6 protein-coding genes are annotated in these 12,249 nt (G+C 68.3%); 2 read left to right on the forward strand and 4 right to left on the reverse strand.

All coding sequences use genetic code 11. The annotated features are described in order from the left end of the window. Positions 1-82: 82 nt before the first annotated feature. Positions 83-778 carry an expansin EXLX1 family cellulose-binding protein gene (locus F8M74_RS01970; RefSeq protein ID WP_141254373.1) on the forward strand — a complete coding sequence of 232 codons (696 nt, stop codon included), beginning with the start codon at positions 83-85 and terminating at the stop codon, positions 776-778. Positions 779-794: 16 nt separating this feature from the next. Here the strand turns inward: F8M74_RS01970 and F8M74_RS01975 are convergent, their stop codons facing one another. The 4 genes from F8M74_RS01975 to F8M74_RS01990 all read right to left on the reverse strand — a co-directional run bounded on the left by F8M74_RS01975 (position 795) and on the right by F8M74_RS01990 (position 11,413). Further along, positions 795-6,362 carry a DNA repair ATPase gene (locus tag F8M74_RS01975; RefSeq protein WP_141254372.1) on the reverse strand — a complete coding sequence of 1,856 codons (5,568 nt, stop codon included), beginning with the start codon at positions 6,360-6,362 and terminating at the stop codon, positions 795-797. A gap of 142 nt (positions 6,363-6,504) precedes the next feature. Beyond that, complete coding sequence (locus F8M74_RS01980; protein ID WP_171410361.1) at positions 6,505-8,667, reverse strand: hypothetical protein; 2,163 nt, start codon at positions 8,665-8,667, stop codon at positions 6,505-6,507. Between the two features lie 114 nt (positions 8,668-8,781). Further along, positions 8,782-9,657: a hypothetical protein gene (locus F8M74_RS01985; protein WP_141254370.1), complete on the reverse strand. Its 876-nt coding sequence runs from the start codon at positions 9,655-9,657 to the stop codon at positions 8,782-8,784. A 715-nt stretch (positions 9,658-10,372) separates the two neighbouring features. Next, a complete protein-coding gene (locus F8M74_RS01990) occupies positions 10,373-11,413 on the reverse strand; it encodes a methyltransferase (protein WP_368669191.1) in 1,041 nt (346 codons plus the stop codon). Positions 11,414-11,519: 106 nt separating this feature from the next. On the opposite strand from F8M74_RS01990, the gene F8M74_RS01995 reads away from it, so the two are divergent. Continuing rightward, on the forward strand, positions 11,520-12,245 hold the full coding sequence (locus F8M74_RS01995) for a 2OG-Fe(II) oxygenase (RefSeq protein WP_141254369.1): 726 nt from the start codon (positions 11,520-11,522) through the stop codon (positions 12,243-12,245). The last annotated feature ends 4 nt before the right edge of the window (positions 12,246-12,249 follow it).

The raw sequence follows: 12,249 nt of genomic DNA on the forward strand, positions 1-12,249 counted from the left end.
CAAGCCCGCACACACGTCGGGGTGGAGGGTGCCTGGGGCCCTTCCACCCCGATGCCGTTTGGGCGGGGTATGCTGAGCGGCCATGCACCCCCTTCGCTCGAAGTCCCGACGCTTCCTCCTCCCTGTCGCCGCGGCGTTCGTCGCCTGTGGCGGTTGCAGTGACGACCCGTCTGGCGGCGGCGCGCCGCTGGGCGAGGAGCAACAGGGCATCGCCACCTTCTACGACGCCGACGGCTCCGGCAATTGCAGCTACGAGCCGACAGAGGACTTGATGGTGGCCGCCATGAACACGCCCCAGTACGCCAACAGCGCGGCCTGTGGGCAGTGCGTGGACATCACCGGGCCCAAGGGCTCGGTCCGCGTGCGCATCGTGGACCGCTGCCCGGAGTGTGAATCCGGCCACCTGGACCTGAGTCGGCAGGCCTTCGCCCACATCGCGGAGATGCAGCAGGGCCGGGTCAACATCACCTGGACGCCGGTGTCCTGCGACGTGGCGGGGAACATCGAGTACCACTTCAAGAAAGGCAGCAATCCCTGGTGGACCGCCATCCAGGTCCGCAACCACCGCCTGCCCATCCAGAAGCTGGAGTGGCGGCGCGGCACCGGCGGATGGCAGGACGTCCCGAGAGAGAGCTACAACTACTTCGTCAACTTGAGCGGCATGGGTGACGGCCCCTTCTCCGTGCGCGTCACCGCCGTGGACGGCCAGCAACTGGAAGACACGCTGGACAGAGTCCTCGACAACCGCAGTGCCGAGGGCTCTGGCCAGTTCCGCTAGCGCGCGGCGCGCGCGTTCAGCGCCGCAGCATGGAGCGCAACAGCTCCAGGGCCTCGGTGACGTTCTGCCAGACCTGGAGCGACTTCATGACGCCCTCGCCCTCGCCCTGGATGGCGCGGCGCGAGGCGCGCTCCAGCGGGAGCAGCACGCCTTCCACCAACTCGATTTGACGGCTCAGCTCGGCGGGTGACGGCCCCGTGAGCGCGGTGCGCTGCAAGGCCTCCGCGGGCACGTTGGCGGACACATTCACAGGACGCTCCGCCAGCGCGGTGATGGCGCGGGAGAGCTGCTCCATGTACGCGCCGAAGTCAGGCGAAGGCGCCAGTGCCGCCATCCGCACGGTGGGCGCGGACTCCGCCGGAGGCTCCGGTGGACGCTCCGCCTGCGCCGCCACCCGCTCCGTCAGCGCCTTGAGCAGGTGCGCCATGTGCTTGAGGTACGGCGTCAGGTCCGGCCCCGCGGCCACGGGCGCGGCGACCACGGGCGCCGGGATGGCCTTCGCGGCCTTCACGGACTCGCGGCCCACCTTCGCCACTTCCAGCACGGCCTCGCGCAGGGACTCCAGACGCGGCAGCACCTCCACCACGGGCCCCGGCTGCTCGTCACGCGCCTGGCTGGCGGAGACGTGGTTGGCCGCCTGCACCACCGCGTCACGCACCGCGCCCAGCTGCTCCTCGATGCCGCTGAGCTGACCGGTGACGCGGGCCACGGGGTCGTCGTCCTTGCCGCCCATGCGCTTCACGCGCGCGAAGCCCTGCTTGATGTCCTCCCAGCGCTTCGCCTTCTCCGGCGTCAGGCGCCCGCGCATCTCCGCCAGCTTGAGCAGGTTCTGCTCCGCCGCCGTCGTCAGCGTCTGGGACTCGCCCTGGTAGTGGTCGTCGATGAGCCGCTCGAGCTCGTCGTCGGTCATCGCGGAGACAATCTTCTCCGTCAGCTTGTTCATGTTGCGGTAGCTGCCCTGCAACTTGAACGCGGGCTCGGAGCGGAAGCGCTCGTCCTGCGCCGCCGAGGCGATGTACTGCAGGTTCACCTTCAGCAGCACCGACTGGGCCCGGAACATGCGCTGGAACACCGCGACGATTTCCTGGAGCTCCGCCGCCGCGTAGCCGTGCTTCAGCTCGCCCGTCTGGACCTCCTCGCCCTGCGCCATGCGAATGAGGCGGTGCGTGTCCGCCGGGTCGCGCGTGGCCAGCGGCGCCGTCACCGTGTTCGAGGTGAGCGCGTTCTCGATGTAGCTGAGCGCGAACAGGTGCTCCTTGCCGTCGAGGATGTCACCCAGGTTGTAGGTGTCCGCGCGGTTGGCGAGCATGTCCGGGATGCGGAAGCGCTCACCCGTCTCCGTGTACGGGTTGCCGGCCATGACCACGCAGAACTTCTTGCCGCGCAAGTCATAGGTGCGCGTCCGGCCGTTCCACACGCCTTCCACGCGGCGCTGGCCGTCGCACAGGGAGATGAACTTCTGGAGCAGCTCCGGGTCCGTGTGCTGGATGTCGTCGAGGTAGAGCATCACGTTGTTGCCCATCTCGAAGGACAGGTTGATGCGCTCCACCTCCTGCCGGGACGTGGCGTTGGGCGCCTCGGCCGGGTCCAGCGACTTCACGGAGTGACCCAGCGCCGGGCCGTTCACCTTCACGAAGGTGAGCCCCAGGCGGCTGGCGACGTACTCCATCAGCGTCGTCTTGCCGTAGCCCGGGGGCGACATGAGCAGCAGCATGCCCATGCGGTCCGTGCGCTTGCCCTCTCCCGCCGCGCCCAGCTGCTTCGCCAGGTTGGCGCCGATGAGCGGCAGGTACACCTCGTCGATGAGCCGGTTGCGCACGAAGGACGACAACACCTTCGGCGTCAGCTCCTCCAGGCGCAGCTTGCGGCGCTCGCGCTCCAGCAAGTCCCTCAGCAGCGCACGGTACGCCTGGTACTGGGGCACCCGCACCTGCCGGAACTCGCCCAGGCGCGCCAGGAACTCGTCCAGGCGCAGCGGCAGCTTCCGGTCCTGGATGCGCGAATGATTGCCCAGCAGCGCGGAGACCTCGGTGGCCGTCAGCGCGCCCGCCGTCTCGCGGTCCAGCTTGGAGCCGGTGAGCAGCAGCACCGCCGTCTCCAGCGCCACATGGACGGAATCCCCCGGCCCCCCCTCGCGCTGCGCGAGGTAGCCGTCCAGCCACACCCGGGCGAGATCCAGCCGGGCGCCCAGGTCCTTCTCCAGGCCGCGCAGGTCGTCCTCGAACGCGGACCGCGTCCCGTGCCGGTCGAGCTCATGCAGGAACGCGTCCCGCAGCGCCACCGCCTCGCCGCTGGTGGTGAAGCGCGGACGCTCCGCGCCCAGCTCCTCGACGAGGTAACGGCCCGCCTGCCGGGGCTCGGCCGGTGAGTGCGCCAGGCCGTTCGCGGTGAGGAACGTGGCGATGCGCTCGCCCAGTGCCTCGCCCACCTCGGCCATGCTGCCGCCGGACGCGAAGGTGGTGCGCAGCCGCGCCAGGCTGCGCGCGCGCCGCTGGAACACGGTGCGGGCCGCCTCGTCCGCGTCGAAGGCCCAGTACAGCGCCGCCCAGGCGCGCGGCACCGGCGCGAAGCGCAACAGGCCGGCGCCCTGGTGCAGGCCCAGCAACTTCTCCAGGATGGAGACCGCGTCCGCATCATGGACGCCGCGCTCGTAGCCCTCGTCGAAGCGGTCGGCCGCGTACGCGCGCACCTTCTCCAGCAGCGTGCCGCTGATGAGCGCCTCGTGCAGCGCATCCAGCGACTGGCCACGCTTTCCATCCTCCGCGTCCGCCAAGAGGCAGCCCGCGAGGTACTCGGAGCGGTAGACGGCCGGCGACTCGGAGACCAGGTGCTGATCCCAGAGGTCGCGGTACTTCAGCAACTCCGCGTCATCCACCTTCTGCGCGTAGTCCGTGCCGGTGAGCTGGAGGTACAGCTCACCGTCGCGCGGAAGCAGCGTCAGGTCCAGCGGCTGCGTGTTGACGTTGAAGCGGTACGTCCCCAGCTTGATGACGTTGTCGCCATCCGCGAACAGGTCCTGCCGGTCCCGTAGGGCGCGCAGCGCGTCCTGCTTGGCGGACTTCACGCGCGACATCACCTCGTCCGCGCGGACGCTGTCCTGAAGCTCCATCAGCTGGTCGGCCAGCTGGCGCAGCTTGAGGATCATCGCGTCGGAGGCGTAGTAGCCGTTGAGCTCGTCGTCCGTCTTGAAGGACTTGGCCCGGCGCTGCACGCCCTGGAGGATGCGCTCCGCGGCCCCGAAGAGGCTCTGCGCGCGGCGCTGCCGCTCGTCCAACAGTGACTGCTTGCGCGCGCCAAAGGCCTCCAGCAGCTCCTCGCGCTTCTGGGTGATCTGCTCCAGGAACTCGTCGAACTCGCCGAAGCGGCCCTCCAGCTCCTCCAACTGCACGGTGAGGCGGGACATCGCCTCGTCGCAGCGCTCCGGGCTGTCCGCCTGCGACAGCGAGCTTTCGATGCTCTGCCCCAGCAGCTTGAACTGCGCACCGAACTCCGCGCGCTTCTCCCGGCCGGACAGCTCCTTGCGCTTGGCCGCGAGGCTGGCGCGCACGCGGTTGAGGCGGCTGAACAGCTCGGAGATGCCCTCCAGGATGCGAGCGCGGGCCAGCGGGTCACCGACCTGGAGACCGCCAACGACCTCGCCCAGGACCTCCAGGCCGTGGGCCGTCCGATCCACGTCCTCGCCCAGGGGCGCCAGCTCCACGGACGTCTGCACCGGCTCCAGCTGCGCCAGCAGTTCGTCCAGGCGCGAGGCCAGCGGCGCCAGCGCCTCGCCCGTCTGGAGGAACTCCACGCAGGCCGTGCTGACCCGGTCGGACGCCTCCACCACCGCGGTCTCCAGGACGTCCACGCGTCCCAGGTCCATGTAGCGGATGTCCTTCAACGTAATCAGGTGCCCGCGCTGCTTGCGCAGGTCCGCCAGCGCCTGCATGAAGGCTTCCGCGTGCGTGAGGTTCTCCGGCTGGACACGCAGCAGCAGCGTCTCCTGCTCCACCTCCGCGGCCGCCAGCGACTCGGTGGCGCGCTTCTGCATCGCGACCACCTTCTCGAACTCATCGATGATGAGCTCGGCGGTGCGCCGCAGGGTCTCCACCGGTTCCTGGAGGCCCGTCTCCTCATGGCCCAGCCAGTAGTACGCGTCCAGCGCGCGGGTGGCCGAGGACACCAGGTCCTCATACGTGCGCCGGGTGGGCTTCTCCGACTTCGCGACCCGCTGAATCGTCAGCGCGTCGGAGATGCCGCGCACCAGCTCCGCGTTGCCCACCTTGCCCAGGTAGCCCGGGGCCGGCGGCGCCCCCGCGGCGTGCTCCGCGGATACGAACGGGGTCTGCCACACCTGCATCGGGTGGACGCGCGTGGGCTCATCCGACCCGGAGCGGAAGATGACGAGCTGCCCGTCGGAGAACAGGCTCATGCCGTGCGCGACCAGGGGGTTCTGCACCTCCTTGCGCACCAGGTTGTACGGGAAGAGGACGTAGCAGCCGTCCGTCCGCCGGTGGAAGATGTAGAGCACGTCCTCGCCGTTGGGCGAGCGGATGGCGCGCTTGAACTCCATGCCTTCCGACGCCGCGGCGCCGTCGAAGACCTTGAAGTCCCCTGTCTGGAGGTAATAGCCGCCCGGGAAGACGATGCCCTGGTCCTCCGGCAGCCGCACGCACGCCTGACCTATAGCGTCGATGCGCACCACGTGCTGCGTGCGCGAGTTGAAGACGAGGTAGCGGTGCGCCTTCTCCCGGAACGGCAGCACCCGCAGCAGGATGAGCGTGCCCACCTGGGCCCAGGCGAACTCGGCGTCGTCCAGCGACTGGTCCGGGTCGTCCACGGGCTCGCTGTAGATACCCATGCCGGTGGAGGTGTTGTCCTCCACCTTGATGGTGAGGTCGCCCTTCACCGTCTCCACGAACACCTGGTCCAGCACGTTGACGTGCGGGTGCTGGCCGGTGACGTAGTTGTCCCGCGTGGCCACCGTCCACTCGAAGTCGTGCGACGGCGGGAAGACGTGGTCGCGCTCGCCCTGGTTGTCCAGGTAGGTGGCGCGGCCCTCCAGGTCCAGGCTGAAGCGGAAGACCTTGATGTCGCGCAGCGACTGGCCCGTCTGGAAGACGGCCAGCAGGCGCGAGTCCAGCTTGCGAATCTGAAGGAGCTTCGCGTCCTTGTAGTACTTGTAGAGCTCGCCGAAGTCCTTCACGAAGCGCGGGTCCGCCAGGAACCCGCCGGCCTCGGAGCTGGGCACCGAGGAGAAGTCGTACCCGTCGGCCGTCTTCTCGAACTTGTGCAGGGAGAACACGTCGGACACCGACGTCTCCCGCTTCAGGCCGATGAAGACGTTGTAGCCGAAGAGCAGGTACTTGCCGACGCTGGCGATGTCGCACGGGACACAGTTGTGCTCGGTGCGCACCCGCTCGTTGCCGATGACGGTCAGCTCGGTCCCACCGAAGAGCGCCTTGCGCCGCCCGTTGAGGTCCGTCGCCTTCGCGCCCAGCACATCCGCCTGCGACAGGAGCCGCGAGCGGATGACCTCGTAGCTGCCGCCTTCCAGCGCCGCCTCGCCCGCGGGCGCCGCGCCCTTGCCACCGTCAGTTGCCATGAGTGTTCACCGGAAATGCGAAGACCCCCACCCCCGCACCCTCCCGAGCGGAGGGGCGCCACCCCGGAGGGGAGGCCGGAGTGAGGGTCGTCTTACGGCCGCGCCACCGCCGCCTGTTCACGGCGGTGGCCCATTGGGACTGTCAGCCCTGCTTGTCGACCGTGCCCGACCGCGCCACGTCTTCCACCAGCGCCTTGAGGCCGGCGGAGGTCGCGGCAACGGGGCTGGCCGCCATCTTGTGCAGCAGCGCGGCCACGGCCAGGTTCTGCGCGTCGTTGCTCAGGCCCGGCTTGGAGAGAATCTCCTTCAGGTCGGCCGGCAGGTCCTTCTCGCCGTTGAGGTAGCCGCCCAGCGCCGTCTTCAGCGCCTCGCCGTGGTCCAGCGCGCCGTCCACCGCGGTGCCGAACGACACCGCCTTGACGAAGCGCTCGAAGAACTGGCCGTCGCCACCGACGATGTTGAACTTCGCGTTGGCGAACGCCTTGGCCAGCACCTCGGCCTGCGCATGCGCGATATCCTTCTTCGCGCGGATGGCCTCCAGCTCCACGTCGCGCTCCTTGTTGAGCTTGAGGCGGAACTCCTCGTGCTCGCGGCCGACGCCGTCCATCAGCTTCATGGACGCGGCCTTCTCCGCCAGACCGCGGGCCTCGGCCAGCAGCTTCTCCTGGATGGCAGCGGCCTCGGCCAGCTGCTTCTCACGCGTGGCAATGGCCTCCGCCTCGCCGCGCTTCTGGATGGCGCTGGCTTCAGCCTCCAGCACGCGCGCGTGGGCCAGACCCTTCTCCTGCTCACCCGCGGCCTCGGCCAGCAGCTTCTCGCGGACGATGTTCGCCTGCGCCTGGCCCTGCTTCTCGATGGCGCCCGCCTCGGCTTCCTTCACGCGGACGTTGACCATGCCGAGCTTCTCCTGCGCCTGCGCGTCGGCCTCCTTCACGCGGACCTCGGCCAGACCCTCGGCGGCGGCCTCGGCCTGGATGCCCTCGGCCAGACGGACCTTCGCCTTCGCCGTCTTGTCCGCGGCCTCCAGCTCGGCCTCGGCCAGCGTCAGCTTCTCCTTGGCGGTGAACTTGGCCACCTCGTTGGAGGCCTCGGCCGCCTTGATGTCCTTGACCAGCTTCTCCTGCGCCTCCGCCTCGGCGGTGATGAGCAGCGCGTCCTTGCGGCGGGTGGCCTCGGCCTTCACGCGCAGGTCCTTGATGCGCTCCTCCTCCTCCGCCACCGTCTTCTCCACGGCGATGCGGGCCCGCACCACGTCGGCGATGAGCTTCTTCTCACCTTCGAGCGCCTTCTCCTTGGCGATGCGCTGCAGCTCCGTCTCACGCTCGCGGTTGATGGCTTCCAGGGCGCGGTCCTTCTCCACGCGCTCGGTCTCCACGCCCACCACGCGCTCGCGGTTCTTCTGCGCGACCTCGATCTGCCGGGACTTGTTCTGCTCGTTGATGTTGATTTCTTCCTCGGCCTTGATGCGCGCCAACTGGGCCTTGGCGTACTCCTCCTGCTTCACGCGCTCGGCCTCGGCCGTCTCGCGGGCCTGGATGCTGTCGATCTCGCGCTTCTGCTTCGCGGCGGCCTCTTCACGCTGACGCTCGAGGGCGAAGATGGCCTCATCCGCCTCCACATTGCGCTTGGTGACGGCCATGCGCTCGTCCTGGCGCAGCTCGTTGGTGAAGACGTTCTGCTTCGTCGTCAGCTCGGTGATCTTCCGGATACCCTGCGCGTCAAGGATGTTGTCCTTGTCCAGCATCTCGACCGGGGTCTGCTCCAGGAAGTCGATGGCGCAGTCCTCCAGCATGTACCCGCTGAGGTCACGGCCGATGACGTTGACGACCTGGTCCTTGATCTCCTCGCGCTTGGTGTAGAGCTCCTCGAAGTCGAAGCTCTTGCCCACCGTCTTGAGGGCCTCGGAGAACTTGGCCTCGAAGAGGTTCTCCAGCGTCTCCTGGTCGGAGGCACGCGCGCAGCCAATGGTCTGCGCCACCTTCAGCACGTCCTCGCGCGTCTTGTTCACGCGGACGAAGAAGGTGACCTTGATGTCACCCCGGATGTTGTCCCTGCAGATGAGGCCTTCCTTGCCACGGCGGTCGATTTCCACCGTCTTCAAGGAGATGTCCATCACCTCGGCCCGGTTGATGATGGGGAACACCACCGCGCCAGTGAAAGTGACGACCGGCTCGTTCTTCAGCGTGTTGACGATGAGCACCTTGCCCTGGTCCACCTGCCGGTAGAGCCGGACGATGGTGAGGAGGATGCCTCCGAGAAGGATGATGCCACCGATGCCGGCAGCGACCGCGGTAATGGGGTCCATGGCCATTTCCTGATTGATGATGACAGCGGGCCTTGTATCAGGCGCCGGAGATCCCCCGCAAAAGCCCTCCGGCGTCGAATGTGACGGTCGCCCCCTCGGCGCGACCGGTAAAACTCAGCCTCGTGCCTTCACGCGAGCCAATGCCGCTGCGCGGGCCGGATCCTGGAGCTGCTCCATCTCCTCCGGCAGCAGCCAGTCGACCGGCTCCACTTCGTAGACGCGCCGTTCGGCGTCGTAGGCGAGGATCAGCGCCGGCTGGCCTCGCTTGAGTTCATTGGGCTTCGCGCAGACGACGTTGAGGATGACGCCCGCTCCGCCGTCCTCGAAGGTCGCGTGGCCCGTCTTGGCCGTCACGCTGCCGCTGGAGATGGTGCACACGCGGCCCATCAGCGCGTCGCGCCCCGGGGCGCGCCTGGTCACGAACACCGGACGCAGGGGCCGGACCGCGAAGCCCGCTGTCACCGTCCCCGCCGCGAAGCACGCCAGCCCCAGCCCGCTGCTCAGCAGCCACGACGGCATCATCCCGCCCAGCGCCTCGTGCAGCGGCTGCGCGCTCACCACCGACAGGAGCCAGGCGATGAACGTCACGAAGCTCACGGACACGGTGATGGGGATGCCCGCGAAGCCCATGGCCGCCAGGACTCCGCCACCGTCGACGTCGAAATCCGAGTCATGGGCACCCAGCGCCTTCGCGCCGCCCAATGCCTTGCCACCACCCTCGATGGCCCCGCCCAATGCCTTGCCACCGCCCTCGATGGCCCCGCTCAGCGCCTTGCCGCCACCCTCGATGGCCCCGCTCAGCGCCTTGCCGCCACCCTCGATGGCCCCGCTCAGCGCCTTGCCGCCCGACTCCAGCGTGACGTCCCCATCGAACAGGTCGATGCCGACCGCGCCCGCGATGACGAACAGCCAGTACGTCATCACCACGCCGAGGACGATGGTGAAGATGGCGGTCGGGAAGGCCAGAATGGTGTCGAGGAAGGCGCTCATACGGCTTGCGCCCCACTCTAATCGAATGTCATTCCCATCGAAAACGCACCTTGCGCTTTTCTGACCCGTCCCTGAGCGGGCGGCCGGGCGTCACCTGCGTTGCCGCGCGGCCCCACCCTGGGCACGACAGGAGGACGGCTCACATGGGGTGGGCGGGATTCCCCTTATGCAAGGCGCATGGCCGCTCACGCGGAACCAGCCCTGCAGTCCAGTCCAGTCCCCGGCCAGCAGCCCGGCCCGAGACGCAACTCGAGCGGCTCCAGCGCGCGGGTATCCGTCGGCGCGGCCCCCGAAGCAGGGGGTTCCGCTCTGATGAGAATGGCAGCTTCGGCATCGCCCCTGCGCCGCCGCCACGTGCGCGTGGCCGGGGACACGGTGTACTTCGACTTCCCGGGCACGAGTGGCAAACAGCAACGGAGGCAGCTTCGGGACCGGCGCGTGGCCACGCGGGTGCGCCGGCTGCTGAAGGTGCCTGGGCGAGCCGTTCAGCGCCAAGAACGTCCGCACCTGGGCCGGCACCCGCATCTGCGCCTGCGCGCTGGCCCACGCGAGAGTACGGCCCCAGCCCTCCGGAGACACCGGCGGCCCGGTGAAGAAAACGGTGCTCAAGAAAACCATGATGGCCGCCGAGCACCTGGGCAACACCCCCGCGGTGGCGGCAACGCCGGAGGCGGGCGGACCACTGAGCCCCCGCCTCACGGCGACCGCTGGTGGTTCAGGCCACCACGGCTTCGACGACGCTGGGCGGCATCGTCGTCGGGAAGACGTTGGACAGTCTCAGCCCCGCCTTCTCCAAGAGCGCCGTGTACTCCGGCCCCGTGCGCTCCCGGCCGCCCACGAGCACGAGCATGGCCAGGTCGTAGAGGTTGCCGAAGTGCGGCACGTTGTCGCCGGGCAGCACCGTCTCCACGATGAGCAACCGCGAGTCGGGACGCATCGCCGCGCGGATGCACTTGAGGATGCGCAGGCTCTGCTCGTCATCCCAGTCATGGAGGATCTGCGACAGGATGTAGACGTCCTTGCCTTCGGGAACGATGCGCTCGAAGAAGTCACCAGCGACGACGTCACATCGCGGCGACAGCCCCTGCTCGGCGATTCGCTCGCGGGCTTCCACCGCTACGTGTGGCATTTCGAAGACGGTGCCACGGACGCCGGGATTGGCCTTGAGAATGTGCGTCAGCAGCATGCCCGTACCGCCGCCCACGTCGACGATGCTGCGCGCGGAGGAGAAGTCATATCCGTTCACCACGGCGGGCGCGTTCAGCGTCTGGTACGCGGCCATGCTGCCATTGAAGATGGCGGCGACGTCGGGATGCGTCGTCATGTAGTTGAAGAACGTGTCGCCCATGAACTTCTCGACCGTGGGCTTGCCCGTCTTCAAGGCGGTGGCCAGGTCTCCCCACGCCTGCCACGACAGGATGTGTCCATGCGCCCGGAGCGAGCCATACACGGAGCCGGGGTTGTCCTTGCGAAGCATTCCGCCCAGCTCCGTGAGGGCCCAGCGCTGCGTGGACTCATCCTTCACGAGCACACCCAGGCCGCTGAGCAGTCGCAGCAGCCGGCGCAGCGTGGGCGCATGAGTCCCACTGGCCTCGGCCAGCTCCTCCACCGTCTTGGGCGTATCACCGATGGTATCCGCGAGCTCGAGTTCCGCCATGATTTGAAGGCTTCGGGAAACCCAGAAGCCATAGACCATTTGCGTCATCTGCAGAGCGGCGGGCGGAGGCGCGTGAGAGGATCGAGGTTGCTGGCTCATGTGTCCGTCTCCAAGGAGTTGAGTAGCATCGGCAAGGCTGCAACCTATAAGGTAGGCTGTAAAACTGCTACGGTTCTCTTATTCACCCTGAAGCCCGAGTCCCCCCGTGCGCGCTTACATCACCCGCCGAGAGGCCTTGCCCCGCAGCGCGCTTCACGAACTGCGGACCGCCCTGCTCGGCTCGCGCTTCGTGGCACGCAGTCCGTTGATGGGGACGTTCCAAGCCAGCCGAGGGTTTGCCTTCATCTTCACGCACGAGGGCCGCGCCACGTTGGAGGCCCGCTTCCCCTTTTTGGTGCCCTACCTGGCCCGCGTGCTGGACCCGAGCCATGCGACAGGATTGTTGCCTTGGCATGAGCGGCTCTGGGGTTCGCGGCGGGAGCGGCCCGTCCCCAATGCATTCTATCTCAACCTCTTGTTGCTCGATGCGGGGCGCGGCGTGGGGCGACACATCGACGCGACACTGCAGGAGCCCAGCGGCGTCCCCGATGCGACGCCCCGGCACGTGAGCGTGCTGTATCTCCAGGTCCCCGAGCGCGCCCAGGGTGGTGAGCTGCGCCTTCTCCAGAATGACACCCCCGTGGGTGAAATTCGCCCACGCGAGGGCCTGCTGGTGCACTTCCGCGGCGACCTCCAACATGAGGTGCGGCCCTTCACTGGCAGCCAGGAAGGCGCGAGCCGCGCCAGCCTCGTGTGTGAGCAATACGTCTTCCCGCCCGAAGCGCTCGCCCGAATCCCCGCCTTCCGCATCCAATCCAAGGCAGGCTTCGCCGCGTATCTCGACCACCAGCGCGAGCAGCCCGGTGGCGGCTCCGTTGGCACGTTGGAATAGCTTT

This window comes from Myxococcus sp. CA023, assembly GCF_010998615.1.
In the GTDB taxonomy this organism is placed as follows: domain Bacteria; phylum Myxococcota; class Myxococcia; order Myxococcales; family Myxococcaceae; genus Myxococcus.